Below are 14364 nucleotides of genomic sequence, written 5' to 3' on the forward strand. Positions count from 1 at the left end.
GATTAACCCAGGGTTAACCGATGGGCAGCCGTCGCCTCGCAGGCGACGTGTGCGCCTGGGCGCGGCATAATCCCCGGTTAATCCGCCTGTGGCCCACTGGGCCTTTCTGCCAACGACCGAGCCCGCCCCATGCACGTACTGCTCTGTGAAGACGATGACCTGATCGCCAGCGGCATCATTGCCGGCCTGAGTGCCCAGGGCCTGACCGTCGACCGCGTGGCTAGCGCCGGTGCGGCGCGGGCGATGCTGCAGGCCGCGCATTTCGACGTGATGGTGCTGGACCTGGGGCTGCCCGACGAAGACGGCCTCAAGCTGCTGCAACGCCTGCGCCAGCAGGGCCACAGCCTGCCGGTGCTGATCCTGACCGCGCGCGATGCGGTCACCGACCGGGTCGACGGGCTGCAGGCCGGCGCCGACGACTACCTGCTCAAACCCTTCGATCTGCGCGAGCTGGCCGCGCGCCTGCACACCCTGCTGCGCCGCGTGGCCGGGCGCTGTGTCAACGTCATCGAACACGGCCCGCTGAGCTTCGACCCCTCCAGCTGCGAAGCGCACCTGGCCGGTCAGCCGGTGGACCTGTCGCGCCGCGAACAGGCGCTGCTCCAGGCCCTGCTGCAGAACCGCGGCCGGGTGTTGTCCAGCGAGCAGCTCAAGGACAGCGTCTACGGCTTTGGCGACGAGGTCGAAAGCAATGCCCTGAACGTGCACATCCATCACCTGCGCCGCAAGCTGGGCAACGGCATCGTCGAGACCGTGCGCGGCCTGGGTTATCGCCTGGGGCCGGCCCAGGTGCCGCAGGCGTTGCAACGATGAGCCTGCGCCTGCGCCTGAGCCTGATTCTGGGCACTGCCTTCATCCTGATCTGGGCCCTGGCCGCGACGTGGATGCTGTGCGACCTGCGTCAGCAGATGATGTTCTCCCTCGACCAGCGCCTGGTGGCGTCGGCGCGCATGGTCGCCGGGCTGATCGACCAGTTGCCGCAGCCGCTGACCAGCAAGGGCGAGGGCACGCGCCTGAGCACCGACCAGTTCAGCATCCCCGATGGCATGGCCTGCCAGGTCAGCTCGCTGCGCGGCGAGATCCTGGCGCGCAGCCACAACCATGCCGACCAGACCCTCGACGATCAGCGCAGCGGCTTTCACGACCAGATGATCGATGGCGCACTGTGGCGCAGCTTCACCTATGCACGCGGTGATGTGCGCATCACAACTGCCGACCGGCACCTGGAGCGCGAGGCGCTGAACCGCTCGATCCTGCTGGCGGCCTCGGCACCCGTGCTGGTGGCGTTGCTGGGCAGCCTCGGGCTGCTGTGGCTGGGGGTGGGCAAGGGCCTGGCGCCGCTCAACCGCATGCGCGACGCGCTGCGCAGGCGCAGCCCCGACTCGCTGGAGCCGTTGCAGGTGCGTGCCCTGCCCAGCGAATTGCAGCCTTTGCTCGAAACCCAGAACCAGCTGTTCCAGCGCATCGGCCAGACCATCGAGCGCGAACGGCGCCTGACCGGCGATGCCGCGCATGAACTGCGCAGCCCGCTGACGGCGATCAAGACCCACCTGCAAGTGGCCCGCATGACCGATGGCAAGGTGCGCGAGCAGGCCCTGGAGCATGCCGAGCAGGGCGCCGATCGCCTGCACCGTACCCTGGAGCAGCTGCTGTTGCTGGCGCGGGTGGAGGGCAGTCTGTCGTTCGATGATGGCGTGCAGTACAGCGCCGAGCAGATCGCCCGCCAGGCCATCCAGGATGCGGGCCTGGGCGACAACCGGCGCATCGTGCTGCAGGCTGCGGCGCCGGCGGGCCAGGTGTTTCCCGACATGCCCGCGGCGCTGGCGGTGGCGGCCTTGCGCAACCTGCTGGACAACGCCCTGCGCCACAGCGCCGCCGATGCGCCGGTGGAGCTGCATGTTCAGGTCGAGGCGAACACCGTGGGCTTTCTGGTACGCGACCATGGGCCGGGCATCGATGCACAGAACCTGCAGCATGTGACCCAGCGTTTCTGGCGCAATGGCCATAGCGAAGGCTGTGGCCTGGGCCTGGCGATCGTGCAGGCGATCGTGCAGCGCTGCGCCTGCTCGCTGACGTTCGACAGCCACGCCGACGGCTTGCGCGTGTTGCTGCAGATGCCGTTGCGTGCACATCAAATGTAACCCCGCCGGCCTCGTCAGGCGCCGGTCGCCCCCGTAAGGTGTGGACCGCACAGCACCAGGGAGCACTCATGGACGAACGGATTCGCATTGCCAGGGCCCGGCCGGCCGAGGCCGCCCTGATCGAGCGGCTGATGCAGCAGAGCATCGCCACCGCAGCCGACCAGGACCATCACGGCGACCTGCAGGTGATCGACGCCTGGTCGCGCAGCAAGCAGCGTGCGCAGATCACCGACTGGCTGGGCGACCCGGCCCTGTACCTGAACCTGGGGCGTTGGCAGGGTCGCCCGGTGGCTACCGCGCTGGCCTTGCGCAGCGGCGAGATCTGCCAGTGCTTCGTGCAGCGCGACCACACCGGGCGTGGCATCGGTCGGGCACTGGTGCTGGACCTGGAGCACGCCTTGCGCCGCTGGGGCTGTACCCATGCATCGCTGTACAGCACCGCCTCGGCCCAGGATTTTTTCGCACGCCTGGGTTATTCGCCCAGCGGTGAGGCGCTGGGATTTCATGGCCTGCACCTGCAACTGATGCACAAAACCTTCTAGAAGACCGCCCCGCGCGCTAAATCCGCAGGGCGTTGGTGCGTCTTTCAAGCGAGTACACATCCCGACACAACGCTGGCCATCGGCGCGTGGCGGGACCATCCGCTTGCTTGCGAGGGTTACTTCCGATGTCAGTCGCTACCTGCCTTGCCCAGGCACAGCCGGCTTCTTCAGCCGACGAGCCTGGCGAAACGCTTTATCACTTCGAAGATTCGCCACTGCTGACGCGACAGAAGCAGCAGGAGTCCAATGCACGCAGTTACCCGCGGCGCATTCCGCTGGCGCTCAAGCGTGCCCAGGGGCTTTACGTCGAAGACGTCGAGGGCCGCCAGTTCATCGACTGCCTGGCCGGCGCCGGCACCCTGGCCCTGGGCCACAACCACCCGGTGGTGATCGAGGCGATCCAGCAGGTGCTGGCAGACGGCCTGCCGCTGCATACCCTGGACCTGACCACGCCGGTCAAGGACCAGTTCGTGCAGGACCTGTTCGGCCTGCTGCCACCGGCCTTCAGCGCCCAGGCCCGGATCCAGTTCTGCGGGCCGACCGGCACCGATGCGGTGGAGGCCGCGCTCAAGCTGGTACGCACTGCCACCGGGCGCAGCACGGTGCTGTCGTTCCAGGGCGGCTACCACGGCATGAGCCTGGGCGCGCTGAGCCTGATGGGCAGCCTGGGGCCGAAGAAACCGATGGGCGCGCTGCTGGGCAACGGCGTTCAGTTCCTGCCATACCCCTACGACTACCGCTGCCCGTTCGGGCTGGGCGGCGAGCAGGGCGTGCAGGTCAACCTGCGCTACCTGGAAAACCTGCTGAGCGACCCCGAAGGCGGCGTGCAGTTGCCGGCGGCGGTGATCGTCGAGGTGGTGCAGGGCGAGGGCGGCATGATCCCGGCCGACCTCGACTGGCTGCGCGGCGTGCGGCGCATCACCGAGCAGGCGGGCGTGGCGCTGATCGTCGACGAGATCCAGAGCGGCTTTGCCCGCACCGGCAGGATGTTCGCCTTCGAGCACGCCGGCATCGTGCCGGACGTGGTGGTGCTGTCCAAGGCCATCGGCGGCAGCCTGCCGCTGGCAGTGGTGGTGTACCGCGACTGGCTCGACACCTGGCTGCCGGGCGCCCACGCCGGCACCTTCCGTGGCAACCAGATGGCCATGGCTGCAGGCTCGGCGGTGATGCGTTATCTCAAGGAACACGACGTGGCTGCCCACGCCGAGGCCATGGGCGCACGGCTGTGCGAGCATCTGGCGGTGCTGCAGCGCGACTTCCCGCACCTGGGCGACATTCGCGGTCGCGGGCTGATGCTCGGCGTGGAGGTGGTGGACCCGCAAGGGGCAGCCGATGCGCTGGGGCATGCGCCGGGGTTCGGCAAGCTGGCCTCGCTGATCCAGAACGAATGCCTCAAGCGCGGGCTGATCATCGAACTGGGTGGGCGCAACGGTTGCGTGGTGCGCTTTCTGCCGCCGCTGATCATTACCGCCGCGCAGGTGGACGACGTGGCCGAGCGCTTCGCCCGCGCCTTGCCGGCGGCCCTGCAGCGTCTGTAAGGCGCGCGGGTGCGATCAGCCCTGGCCGCTGCGCAGGGCCTCGATGTAGCGCATCACCGCGGGCGCCTTCTCGAAACGCCGATGCAGCACGGTGAGGCACGAGGTGGGTTGGCTGTCGGCGATGCGCCGGTAGCTGACCTGCGGCAGGGTGATGTGTTGCAGCACCGACTCGGGCACCAGCGCCACGCCCTGGCCCAGCGAAACCAGGGTGATGACCGCCACCAGGCTACCCGGCTGCGGCCCCAGGCGCGGCACGAAGCCACCCTGGGCGGCGACGGCCAGGGTGCCGGAGATCTGCTCGGGCAAGATGAAGGTTTCGGTGGCCAGGCGTGCGGCCATGATCTGCGGCAGCTCGTTCAACCGCGAGCTGGCCGGCAGGGCCAGGACAAAGCCTTCTTCGTGCAGATCCATCGCGACCAGTTCGTCGGGCAGGTCCATCGGCGTGCGCACGTAGGCGATATCCAGCACACCGTCACGCACCAGCGCGGGGGACTCGGCCATGGGTTGCTCGCGGATGTTCAGCACCACCCCCGGGTGCGACTGGCTGAAGCGCGTCACCTGCTGCTGGAGCAGCCCCGAAAAGGCCGCCGAGGCCACATAACCCAACTCGATACGCCCCACGTCACCGCGCCCGGCCCGTTGTGCGCCCAGCTGCGCGGCATCGAACTGGCGCACCGCCTGTTCGGCCTCGGGCAGCAGCGCCTCGCCGGCGGCGGTCAGGCACACCTCGCGCTGGCTGCGCTCGAACAGGCGCACACCCAGCTGCCTTTCCATGTCCTGGATCTGCCGGCTCAGGGTCGGCGGGGCGATGCCCAGTTGCTCGGCGGCGCGGGTGAAGTGGCCGAGGCGGGCGACGCTGAGAAAATAGCGGAAATGGCGGATTTCCATGGGGTCTCGTTAGCTGCAGGCTAATGACGCAGGCGATCCTGGCTAACAAGGCCAGGCCGTTGCGGCGGTAATGTGTAGTAACACTACAAGATGCGTGACGTGGCGGCAAAGCCGCTGCGCCGATGAGCATCCGGTGGCTACACCGGCCCTGTCGCGGCAGCCTGCTCGGACACCGCGACACCGGCCCCAGATCGCCTTGCACGGGAGCCTTGCAATGTCCTCCGCCCGTTTCACCCTGTTCACGGCTTCGGCCGTGTGCGCCCTGATCATTCTCGACACCAATATCGTCGCCGTCAGCCTGCCGAGCATCGCCCGCGACCTGTCCGGCTCGTTCGCCGACATCGAATGGGTGGTCAGCGCCTACCTGCTGGCCTTCGCCGCACTGCTGCTGCCCGCCGGCAGCCTGGCCGACCGCTTCGGGCGCCGGCGCATGCTGCAACTGGGCCTGGGCCTGTTCGGCCTCGCCTCGCTGGCCTGCGGCGCGGCGCCCACCCTGGTGTTTCTCGACATCGCACGGGCCGCCAAGGGCGTGGGCGCGGCGTTGCTGCTGACCTCGGCACTGGCTGCCATCGGCCACCGCTTCCACGAGCCCGAGGCGCGCATGCGGGCCTGGGCGTTCTGGGGCGCGTGCATGGGCGCGACCATCACCTTCGCGCCGCTGCTGGGCGGGCTGATCGCCAGCACCCTGGGCTGGCGCTGGATCTTCTACATCAACCTGCCGCTGGTGGCGGTGCTGGCGGTGATGGTGCGGCGCAGTGTCGAGGAGTCCCGCGACAGCGCCGCCGCGCGGCTGGACCCGTTTGGCAGCCTGACCTTCGCCGGCAGCCTGGGCTACCTGATCTGGGCGCTGATCGATGCCAACCAGGTCGGCTGGGGCAGTGCCCAGACCCTTGGGCGCCTGGTGATCGCAGCGTTCCTGTTCGGCCTGTTCATTCTGGTGGAGCGCAACCAGGCGCGCCCGATGATCGACCTGCAACTGATGCGCAGCGCACGCTTCATCGGTGCATTGCTGGGCATGTTCGCCTACGCCGCCTGTGCCCAGGTGATGATGACCCTGCTGCCGCTGTACCTGCAGAACGGCCTGCAACTGTCGGCCTTGGCTGCCGGCGCGGGCATGCTGCCGTTTGCCCTGGCGATGCTGCTGACCCCGCGCCTGGGCATGCGCCTGTCGGCGCGGCTGAGCAGCGCCCAGGTGTTCGCCCTGGGCCTGCTGCTGGTGGGCGCGGGCAACCTGCTGTGCGGCGCGGCGGCCAGCTATGGCGGCTACCTGAGCTTCGCCCTGGCCAGCATCGTGCTGGGCGCCGGGGCCGGGCTGCTCAACGGTGACACGCAGAAGAACATCATGGCCTGCGTGCCGCGCGAGCGCACCGGCATGGCCTCGGGCCTGAGCACTACCACGCGCTTTGGTGCCATCGTGCTGGCCATCGGCATTCTGGGCGGCATCCTGGCGGCGCGCAGCGGGCAGTTGCTGCGCGAGGCGGTGGCAGGGGTGGCGCCTGGGCAACTGGACAAGGTCGGCGACATGGCCACCCGGGTTGCCGCCGGTGACCTGCCGGCAGCGCTGGCTATGGTCGACCCGGCACTGCGCGAAACCCTCGCGCCGCTGGCACAGCACGCCTTCATCGGCGGCTTCGAGACGGTGCTGCAAAGCGCCGGGGTGGCGGCGCTGGTGTTCGCCGTGGTGGTCGGTGTGCTGCTTGGCAGGCCGCTGCCGGTGCCGCAACCGCTGCCGGCGCGCTGATCGCGCGCACGCGGGCGTTCGGCGCAACTGAAAAGCCCCAGGCGTTGCGCACTGGGGCTTTGTTTTTACCGGCCTTCAGGCCTTCGCGGCGAGTGCCTTGATCACTTCATCGATACTGCCCTGCAGTTCGCTCACCGGATTTTCGCCGCCGCCCTCCAGCACCAGCAGGCGGCTGCCGGCCTTGGCGACTGCCGCAGCTACCGCCTCGCTCGGTTGGCGGTGGTCGAGCACCAGCGCCACGTCGTTGTCCTTGAGCAGGGCGGTCAGCTGTTGCAGTGCCTCGGGGGTCCACTGGTCTTCGGCGGGTACGCTGTAGGCCACCTGCTCCAGGTTCAGCCCGCCGATCAGGTAACCGAAGCGCTCCGACAGGCTTACCACGCTGAGGTTGTCGACTTCGCCCAGGCGCGCTTCGCTGTCGGCACTGAGCTTGAGCAACTGCTGCTTGAGCGTGGCCAGGTTGGCCTCGATTTTCGGCTTGGCGGCCGGCGCCAGGCGCACCAGGTCGGCGGCGGTCACGTCGGCCATGCGCCCCAGGTTGTTGCTCGACAGCCACGGCTGGCTGTTCAGGCCGTCCTTTGGCGCCCCCGGCTGCACCGCAATGCCGGGCAAGCTGCCATCCACCGGGCGTGCGGCATCCACTTCGACGATGCGGATATTGCTGCGCCGCGCCATCGGGTACAGCGGGTCGTCCGCCCATACCGAGCGCAGGCCGATCACCGCATCGGCGTTCACGGCCAGCTTCTGCAGGGCCGGCGCCCCACGCCCGCTGAAGTAGGCGGTCTGGCGCGAGCCGGGCAGGTTGGCCGCGGCGGCGCGTTGCAGCTTCACCTCGCTGCCGTCGAGCAGCAATTGGCCAAGGCCGTAGGTGATGGGCAGGGACGCCAGTACCTGCACCGGGCGCGCGGCTTCGGCGGCCTGTGCGGCAACACTGAAGGCGCCGCTCAGGGCCAGTACCAGGGTCAGTTGGCGAAATGTCGGCTTCATCCGATGTTTCCTTTCAGGCTGGGCAGGGTGCCACGGGCGATGGCGGCCAGGGCGAAGGCCATGCCGGCGACCAGGATGATCGCGGCGCCCGAAGGCAACGGCAGGTCGAACACGATCGGCAGCAGGATGCCGCTCAGGGTGCTGAGGGTGGCGATCACCACCGAGGTCCAGAAAAACCCCTTGAGCGACTGGCTCAGCAGGCGGGCGGCAGCGGCCGGGATCACCAGCAGTGCGCCCACCAGGATCGCGCCGATGACCTTCACCGCGGCCACGGTGATCAGCGTCACCAGCACCACGAACAGGTAGTCCAGGGTCTTCACTGCCACCCCGCGCACTGCCGCCAGCTGCGGGTTGAAGCTGGCCAGCATGATGCGGTTGTACAGCGGCAGGCTCAGGCCCAGCACCAGCGCGCCGACGATGGCCAGCACCAGCAGGTCGTTGCCGTTGACCGTCAGCACCGAGCCGAACAGCACGTTCTCCAGGATGTGCACGTTGATCTTGCCCGCCAGTATCAGCAGCAGGCTTGCGCCCAGCGCCAGCGACACCGACAGGAACACCCCGATCAGGGTGTCCGGGGCCAGCCCGGTGCGGTTGCGCAGGTAGTTGAGCAGCACGCCGAACAGCAGGCAGTAGCCGAACAGGCTGCCGTAGGGGCCGGTATAGGGTTCGCCGAGCAGGATGCCGATGGCCACCCCGGTCAGGGCCGCGTGGCCCACCGCCTCGGAGAAGAACGCAAAGCGCTTGACCACCACCAGCGTGCCCAGCCCGCCCAGCACCGGCCCGATCAGCAGGCCGGCGAGCAGCGCGTTGACCACGAAGCCATAGGCCAGGGCTTCGGGCAGGTAGCCCGAGGACGCCAGGCCCTGGATCATCAGGCGAAATTCTTCATAGTTCATCAGGCGTGGCTCCCGGTCACCGCAGCGCTGCGTGGGTGGGTGGAAAACAGTTGCAGCAGCGCCTCCGGGCGCAGGGCCTGCTCGGGCGGCGCGTCGAACAGGATGCGCCGGTTGAGGCCGGTGACGTGATCGGCCAGGCGTTTCACCGCCTCCAGGTCGTGTTCGATCCACAGCACGGTGGTGCCGCTGGCGCGCCAGTCCAGCAGCAGTTGTTCGAAGATGCGGATGCCGGCTTCATCCAGCGCCGACATCGGTTCGTCCAGCACCAGCAGTTGCGGCGCCGGAATCAGCCCCTGGGCCAGCAGCACGCGCTGACGCTCGCCGCCGGAGAGGGCGCCCATGCGCCGCTTGCGCTTGTCCTGCATGCCCACGCGCTCCAGCGCCTGGCCGATGCTCGCCGCGTAGTGGCGCGACAGCCCCAAGAACGCCGGGCGGCGCTGGCACATGGCGGCCATGAAGTCGTCCACGGTCATCGGCAGGCCACGGTCGAATTCCAGGGCCTGCGGCACGTAGCCGATGCAGCCGGGGGCGCCGGCCCAGTGCAGGTTCAGGCGGCCGTGGTGGGGCATCTGGCCGAGCAGGGTCTTGATCAGCGAACTCTTGCCGCCGCCGTTGGGCCCCACCAGCGCATGCACGCTGCCAGGGCGCACCTTGAAACTCACCTGGTCGAGGATGGTGGTGCGGCCCAGGGTCAGGCCAACGGCGTCGAACTCCACGCCGGGGCCCTGGCTGGCAAGGGTGATCGGCTCGATGGCGCTCATGCCCCGGCCTCCTGGATCGCGCGCACCACGGTATCGAGGTTGCTGGTCATCTCCTTTTCGTACTTTTCGGCGCTGTAGTCGCCGTAGGAGATGTGCGACAGCGGGTACAGGCGCACGCCGGACTCACGCTGGATGGTGTCCACATAGGTGGACGGGAAGTCGAGCTCCGAGAAGATCACCTTCACGTCCAGGTCGCGCAGCTGGTTGATGGTCTTCTTCAACTGGCTGGGGCTCGGTTCGATGCCATGGGCGGGCTCGACCACGGCGGTGACTTCCAGGCCGAATTCACGCAGCAGGTAGTCGTAGGCCGCGTGCACGGTGGCCACGCGCAGGTCGGCATTGGGCGCGCTGGTGAGCTTGGCCAGGGCCTCGGCACGCAGCTGGCGCAGGCGCTTGCCATAGGCGCGGGCATTGGCGGTGTAGGCCTTGGCGTTGGCCGGGTCGAGCTTGCCCAGCTCGCGGGCGATGTTGTTGACCTGGGCGATCGAGGCGCTGATCGACAGGAAGGTGTGCGGGTTGACCACCTTGCCCGCGCCGCGTGCGGCGATGCCGGTGGCCGCCAGCAGCGGCACATTGGCGTTGGCCTCGATGGTGGCCACGCCAGGCTTTTCGCTGGCCTCGATCATGCGGTCGGCAAAATCGTCATGCCCCACGCCGTTGAGCACCACCACGTCCAGCGTGCCGATGCGCTTGATGTCCTCGGCGCGTGGCTCGTAGGCGTGCGGGTTGAAGCCTGCCGGAATCAGCGGCACCACCTCGGCCTTGTCGCCGACGATGTTGGCCACGTAGCTGTAGTAGGGGTGCAGGGTGATGCCGATACGCAGGCGCTTGGCCTCTTCGGCGTGCGCCAGGGGCGCCAGGCACAGGGCGAACACGCCGGCCAGGATGCGTCGGCGGTTGACCAGAAACGATGAAATAGACATGGGCAGGCGGTCTTCTCTCAGGTGTATCCGTGGGTTCAGTGCCGATGCTGGCGAGTGACCCCGGCATCGAATTGCGCGACGACCTGTTGCCAGCCCGCAGCGCTCAAGGCGGCGTCGCTGAGGTCGTGGGGGGCGGTGAGGTCGGTGCTGCGGTTGAGCCAGATATCGGCCGGGCTGTCGGGCTGTGCGCCCAGGCGCATCAGGAACGAGCCGGCCACTTCGCTGGCCTGGCTGAGCCCCAGGTAGGCGCCGCCTTCGAGCAACTGCCAGGTGTGGCCGCCACGGCTCACGGCGCTGGCGTCGCGGGCGAACGGGGCGTAGCCCTCGGCATCCAGCTCGGCCGGGGTGGGCAGGCGCTGTTCTTCCTGCTGACGCAGCTGGATCTCCTCCAGGGTAACCCGCAGGTCGGCGTACATCCCTTGCTCGCCGGCCGTGAGGTCGCGGCGCGCATCGAACTGATGGGCCGCCACTTCGCTGGTTTCGGTGGTTTCGCCGCGCCAGCTGACCACCGCGCCGGCCACCAGCAGCACCAGGGCGCAGAACAGCAGCACGTACAGCGTTTCATGGCCGGCACCGGCCGGGCGGATGGTCTGGGTCGTGGTCGGGGTGCTCATGGTGCCTCGATGTCGGCCTGGTCGATTTCCACCACATGACCGGGGCCTGCGTCGAACAGCACGTAGAACTCGGCATCGGGGCGCTTGAAGGTGAGCTTGGAGTCTTCGCCCAGCTTGCCGGGCACCAGGATGCTTTCGTCGTAGCCGATCACGTCGAGGGTTACGCCGGGGGCGCCGCTGCCGTCGGAAAAGCCGCCGGTGCACTGGATCTGGCCGCCTTCGATCTGCTTGCATTCGCAGATCGGGTTGTGGGCCAGCGCCAGGTTGCTGAAGGTGGCGAGCGAAGTGAGCAGTGCCGCGCCACCCAGGCGACGCAGCAGGTCAGAAACAGGCATCATTTGCCTCCTTGTTTTTGAAGCCAGGCGACAGTGCTTGGCGAAGCCTTGCTGAGCGGGACCGAACCCTGGTGCATGCTGCCGTCCCAGCCTTCCATGGTCACCCACAGTTCGGCGTCGGGGCTGGTCTTGAGCGGCACCGGCACCGTGGCGCCCATGCGGTAAGGGGAACCGAAGAAGATTCCGCCGGCGGCGCGCAGGCTGCGCGGCTTGCCGATACGCAGGTAGGTGGCCTTGACCTGTGGGATACAGGCTTCGCACAGGCTGGCGTTGAAGCTCTTCATGTAGCCGGCCGGCCCGTCCTGGCGCGGCGCCTCGTTGCGCAGCTCGGCCAGCTTCAGGCTCCAGGGGCCGACCTGGACCTCGCCGATCTCGCGTTCGCCCAGGCCCACGTCACCGCGAAACAAGGCCACATCGGCGAAGTACTTGGGCATGAAACCCAGCGGTACCAGCAATAGCAGGACGTTGATGTGAAAGCGCCACTTCAGCCAGAACTGGCGCAGGCGCGAAGGCGGTTGTGCAGCGATTGCCTTGCTCATGCCTGGCTCTCCGAAGGGGTAGGGGTGGCAGCGGCGGCGCGCTTGGCGCGTGCCGGTTTTTCGCTGCGCTTGAGGGCGGTGGCCGTGGCGATGGCGGTGCGCTTGGTCCAGATCAGCAGGCCGCTGAGCACCATCATGCTCAGCAGCAGGCCGAACACGAACCAGATCAGCTTGATCCAGATACCGCCGAAATCGCCGGTATGCAGCGGGCGCATCGACTCGGTGACGAATTCGAGCTTGCTGCGGTCGGACAGCAGCTCATGGGCCTCGACCACGCCGCTGTAGGGGTTGACCGATGCGGTCTGGAACATCAGCGGGTACCAGCTGCGCCCACCCACTTCGGTGTGGCTGTAGGCGTTGCTCGGCAGGCTGATGAAGCTCACGTCCAGCCCCGGGATCTTGTCGATGGCGATCTTTTCGATGGCATCCAGGCTCAGCACCGGGGCCGGCTGGCCGGCGGGCGCGGTGGGCACGTTCTCGCGGGCGATCACCGGCAGCACCTGGTTGCTGGAAATCGAGATCTGGTTGTCGAACAGAATCGCCTGGATCAGGAACCAGGTACCGGTGATCGAGATGACCGCGATGAACCAGATCGACCAGATCCCGCTCAGGCGGTGGAAGTCGCCCCAGAAAATCCGCGCACCGTGCTTCAGGCGCAGGGTCGGCTTGAGAAAGCCCTTCCAGAAGCGCTTGTACACCACCAGCCCGGTGACCAGCGAGGCCAGCATCGGCAGCCCCAGCAGCGACACCAGGTACCAGCCCCAGCTGTAGCCATTGGTGAACGGCACCAGCCACCAGCCGTGCAGGGCGCGGGTAAAGGCCTGGAAGTTGAACTGCGCCGCCTCGCCCTGGACCACCCCGGTGTACGGGTTGACGTAGAGCGTGGTGGAGCGCGAGTCGGGGTAGGTGACGCTGACGGTCAGGGCGAAATGCGATTCGTCCGGGCGCACGATGGTGCTGACATACACCCCCGGCTGCGCGGCCTCGACGGCGGCGCGCACCTGGTCGAAGCCCAGCATCGGCGGGTCGCCGTCGGGTTTGGAGGCGCGGACCTCGGGCTGCGCCAGCCAGACGATTTCCTGGCTGACCACGGCCAGCGTCCCGGTGAAGCAGACGATCAGCACGAAGAACCAGATCGGCAGGGCTAGCCAGCTGTGGACCAGAAACCAGAGTTTTGAACGTGACTTTTTCGACATTGGGCAGGCAACTTCGATTCGGAGTGTGGTGAGCATGAGGTTCCGGAGCACGGGGTGTCTGGGCTCAGGCTCGCTCGAAAGGGTGCAGTGGTAATTGTTAGGACGAATGAGAAGCAGAAATCCTGCACAAAAAAATGCAAGCAAATGTTTCCAAGGCTCCCGGCCTGCCGCCCGGAGCCCTGGAAAACGCCTGCGGTCCTACTCGAACGTGCGGCCGGCGCGCCAGTAGCCCATCAGGGTCAGCGCGTTGCGGTCCAGGCCCTGTTCGTTGATCAGAAAGCGCCGGATCTGCATCACCGCAGCCGATTCCCCGGCCACCCAGGCGTAGAAGCTCTGGTGGCTGGCGCTGGCACGTTCCCAGAGGATCTGCTGGTCGATGTCCACCTCCTCGAGGCGCGTGTCGGCGGGCGGGCGTCTGGCGGGCAGGGTGGCCAGCTGGGTCACGGCATGCACCATGGCCTGGCCCTGGATACGCTGTTGCTGGTCGCGTGGCAGCCAGTGCAAGGTGGTGCTGGCATTGCAGCGCAGGGCCAGGCAGTCCTGTTGCAGCGGCACCTCTACATAGGCTTCGACCTGGGGCGGGTCATCTTGCCCGGCGAGGGTTTCGAGAATGCCGGCAATGGCTGGCAAGGCGGTTTCATCGCCCACCAGCAGAATGTTGCGCACCCCAGCGGGCGGGTTCCATTCGTAGCCCCCGGGGTCGCCGGCAAAGGCCAGGTTGGGTGCCAGGATCTGCAGACGGTCGCCTGTGCGGGCGTGGGTGGCCCAGGCCGAGGCGGGGCCGTTGACCCCGTGCAGTACGAAATCGATATCCACCTCGGCCTGTTCGCGGCGCAGGGCACGGATGGTGTAGGTGCGCATGGGCGGGCGGCTGGCCTCGGCCAGGGCGCGGCGGGCTTCGTTCCAGTGCAGGTCGTTGGGCAGTTCGGGCGGGCTGCCGTCGGCGGCGGGGAAGAACAGCTTGACGCGTTGATCGGCAGCCAGGGTGTGCATCCGGGCCACGTCCGGGCCGGTGAACACCAGGCGGCTCAACGACGGGCTCAGTTGGATGCGTTGCTTGAGGGTGACATCGAACAGGCGGTAGGCGCGCTCGGGCTGTGCGCCGGCCAGCTTGCGCAGGCCGCGCCCGACGGCGCGGGTCAGGGAGGAGGCGGTGGACATGGCATAGGCCTTTCTTGCAGCGGGTTCTCTTTGGAGACGAGGGAAGACGGGGGGAAATTAGGGGGCTGGCCACTCCAGTTCCGCAGGCCCCGGCACGTTGCATGT

15 protein-coding genes are annotated in these 14364 nt (G+C 67.9%); 5 read left to right on the forward strand and 10 right to left on the reverse strand.

What is annotated here, in order from left to right; all coding sequences use genetic code 11:
- Positions 1–129: 129 nt before the first annotated feature.
- The 4 genes from B4I46_RS15535 to B4I46_RS15550 all read left to right on the forward strand — a co-directional run bounded on the left by B4I46_RS15535 (position 130) and on the right by B4I46_RS15550 (position 4221).
- Positions 130–813, forward strand: a complete 684-nt coding sequence (locus tag B4I46_RS15535; RefSeq protein ID WP_286900885.1) for a response regulator — start codon at positions 130–132, stop codon at positions 811–813.
- Positions 810–2141 (forward strand): ATP-binding protein, encoded by a 1332-nt coding sequence (locus tag B4I46_RS15540; RefSeq protein ID WP_104572908.1) that lies wholly within the window; start codon positions 810–812, stop codon positions 2139–2141. The genes B4I46_RS15535 and B4I46_RS15540 overlap by 4 nt, the downstream gene beginning before the upstream one ends.
- A 68-nt stretch (positions 2142–2209) precedes the next feature.
- Complete coding sequence (locus B4I46_RS15545; protein WP_286900887.1) at positions 2210–2683, forward strand: GNAT family N-acetyltransferase; 474 nt, start codon at positions 2210–2212, stop codon at positions 2681–2683.
- 125 nt (positions 2684–2808) lie between these two features.
- On the forward strand, positions 2809–4221 hold the full coding sequence (locus tag B4I46_RS15550; RefSeq protein ID WP_054915569.1) for an aspartate aminotransferase family protein: 1413 nt from the start codon (positions 2809–2811) through the stop codon (positions 4219–4221).
- Positions 4222–4236: 15 nt separating this feature from the next.
- Here B4I46_RS15550 and B4I46_RS15555 read toward each other — a convergent pair whose 3' ends face one another.
- Positions 4237–5109 (reverse strand): LysR family transcriptional regulator, encoded by an 873-nt coding sequence (locus tag B4I46_RS15555; protein WP_043862404.1) that lies wholly within the window; start codon positions 5107–5109, stop codon positions 4237–4239.
- Between the two features lie 214 nt (positions 5110–5323).
- On the opposite strand from B4I46_RS15555, the gene B4I46_RS15560 reads away from it, so the two are divergent.
- A complete protein-coding gene (locus tag B4I46_RS15560) occupies positions 5324–6850 on the forward strand; it encodes an MFS transporter (RefSeq protein ID WP_054915568.1) in 1527 nt (508 codons plus the stop codon).
- A 75-nt stretch (positions 6851–6925) separates the two neighbouring features.
- On the opposite strand, the gene B4I46_RS15565 is transcribed toward B4I46_RS15560, so the two are convergent.
- The 9 genes from B4I46_RS15565 to B4I46_RS15605 form a co-directional block, all read right to left on the reverse strand.
- The gene (locus B4I46_RS15565; RefSeq protein WP_043862406.1) at positions 6926–7834 is read right to left on the reverse strand and encodes a metal ABC transporter solute-binding protein, Zn/Mn family; all 909 of its coding nucleotides are present in this window, start codon (positions 7832–7834) and stop codon (positions 6926–6928) included.
- On the reverse strand, positions 7831–8730 hold the full coding sequence (locus B4I46_RS15570; protein WP_043862407.1) for a metal ABC transporter permease: 900 nt from the start codon (positions 8728–8730) through the stop codon (positions 7831–7833). The genes B4I46_RS15565 and B4I46_RS15570 overlap by 4 nt, the downstream gene beginning before the upstream one ends.
- On the reverse strand, positions 8730–9491 hold the full coding sequence (locus tag B4I46_RS15575; RefSeq protein ID WP_058542016.1) for a metal ABC transporter ATP-binding protein: 762 nt from the start codon (positions 9489–9491) through the stop codon (positions 8730–8732). The genes B4I46_RS15570 and B4I46_RS15575 overlap by 1 nt, the downstream gene beginning before the upstream one ends.
- On the reverse strand, positions 9488–10414 hold the full coding sequence (locus tag B4I46_RS15580) for a metal ABC transporter substrate-binding protein (RefSeq protein ID WP_274097157.1): 927 nt from the start codon (positions 10412–10414) through the stop codon (positions 9488–9490). The genes B4I46_RS15575 and B4I46_RS15580 overlap by 4 nt, the downstream gene beginning before the upstream one ends.
- Positions 10415–10449: 35 nt before the next feature.
- Entirely contained in the window at positions 10450–11028 is a 579-nt protein-coding gene (locus B4I46_RS15585) for a DUF6162 family protein (protein WP_286900891.1), read from the reverse strand.
- Entirely contained in the window at positions 11025–11363 is a 339-nt protein-coding gene (locus B4I46_RS15590) for a hypothetical protein (protein WP_043862411.1), read from the reverse strand. The genes B4I46_RS15585 and B4I46_RS15590 overlap by 4 nt, the downstream gene beginning before the upstream one ends.
- Positions 11363–11902, reverse strand: a complete 540-nt coding sequence (locus B4I46_RS15595) for a thiamine pyrophosphate-binding protein (RefSeq protein ID WP_275731494.1) — start codon at positions 11900–11902, stop codon at positions 11363–11365. Before B4I46_RS15595 ends, B4I46_RS15590 begins: the two co-directional genes overlap by 1 nt.
- Positions 11899–13098 carry a PepSY-associated TM helix domain-containing protein gene (locus B4I46_RS15600; protein ID WP_058542014.1) on the reverse strand — a complete coding sequence of 400 codons (1200 nt, stop codon included), beginning with the start codon at positions 13096–13098 and terminating at the stop codon, positions 11899–11901. The genes B4I46_RS15595 and B4I46_RS15600 overlap by 4 nt, the downstream gene beginning before the upstream one ends.
- A 198-nt stretch (positions 13099–13296) precedes the next feature.
- Positions 13297–14259 carry a siderophore-interacting protein gene (locus tag B4I46_RS15605; RefSeq protein ID WP_043862414.1) on the reverse strand — a complete coding sequence of 321 codons (963 nt, stop codon included), beginning with the start codon at positions 14257–14259 and terminating at the stop codon, positions 13297–13299.
- Positions 14260–14364: the final 105 nt, after the last annotated feature.

This window comes from Pseudomonas sp. UBA7500 (assembly GCF_002478435.1).
Lineage (GTDB): Bacteria > Pseudomonadota > Gammaproteobacteria > Pseudomonadales > Pseudomonadaceae > Aquipseudomonas > Aquipseudomonas palmensis.

Bases quoted from the DNA above. Each gene is read 5' to 3' on its own strand.
- B4I46_RS15585 (WP_286900891.1), bottom strand. From the start codon at position 11,028: ATGAGCACCCCGACCACGACCCAGACCATCCGCCCGGCCGGTGCCGGC.
- B4I46_RS15575 (WP_058542016.1), bottom strand. From the start codon at position 9,491: ATGAGCGCCATCGAGCCGATCACCCTTGCCAGCCAGGGCCCCGGCGTG.
- B4I46_RS15570 (WP_043862407.1), bottom strand. From the start codon at position 8,730: ATGAACTATGAAGAATTTCGCCTGATGATCCAGGGCCTGGCGTCCTCG.
- B4I46_RS15595 (WP_275731494.1), bottom strand. From the start codon at position 11,902: ATGAGCAAGGCAATCGCTGCACAACCGCCTTCGCGCCTGCGCCAGTTC.
- B4I46_RS15535 (WP_286900885.1), top strand. From the start codon at position 130: ATGCACGTACTGCTCTGTGAAGACGATGACCTGATCGCCAGCGGCATC.
- B4I46_RS15600 (WP_058542014.1), bottom strand. From the start codon at position 13,098: ATGTCGAAAAAGTCACGTTCAAAACTCTGGTTTCTGGTCCACAGCTGG.
- B4I46_RS15580 (WP_274097157.1), bottom strand. From the start codon at position 10,414: ATGTCTATTTCATCGTTTCTGGTCAACCGCCGACGCATCCTGGCCGGC.
- B4I46_RS15555 (WP_043862404.1), bottom strand. From the start codon at position 5,109: ATGGAAATCCGCCATTTCCGCTATTTTCTCAGCGTCGCCCGCCTCGGC.
- B4I46_RS15560 (WP_054915568.1), top strand. From the start codon at position 5,324: ATGTCCTCCGCCCGTTTCACCCTGTTCACGGCTTCGGCCGTGTGCGCC.
- B4I46_RS15545 (WP_286900887.1), top strand. From the start codon at position 2,210: ATGGACGAACGGATTCGCATTGCCAGGGCCCGGCCGGCCGAGGCCGCC.
- B4I46_RS15540 (WP_104572908.1), top strand. From the start codon at position 810: ATGAGCCTGCGCCTGCGCCTGAGCCTGATTCTGGGCACTGCCTTCATC.
- B4I46_RS15590 (WP_043862411.1), bottom strand. From the start codon at position 11,363: ATGCCTGTTTCTGACCTGCTGCGTCGCCTGGGTGGCGCGGCACTGCTC.
- B4I46_RS15565 (WP_043862406.1), bottom strand. From the start codon at position 7,834: ATGAAGCCGACATTTCGCCAACTGACCCTGGTACTGGCCCTGAGCGGC.
- B4I46_RS15550 (WP_054915569.1), top strand. From the start codon at position 2,809: ATGTCAGTCGCTACCTGCCTTGCCCAGGCACAGCCGGCTTCTTCAGCC.
- B4I46_RS15605 (WP_043862414.1), bottom strand. From the start codon at position 14,259: ATGTCCACCGCCTCCTCCCTGACCCGCGCCGTCGGGCGCGGCCTGCGC.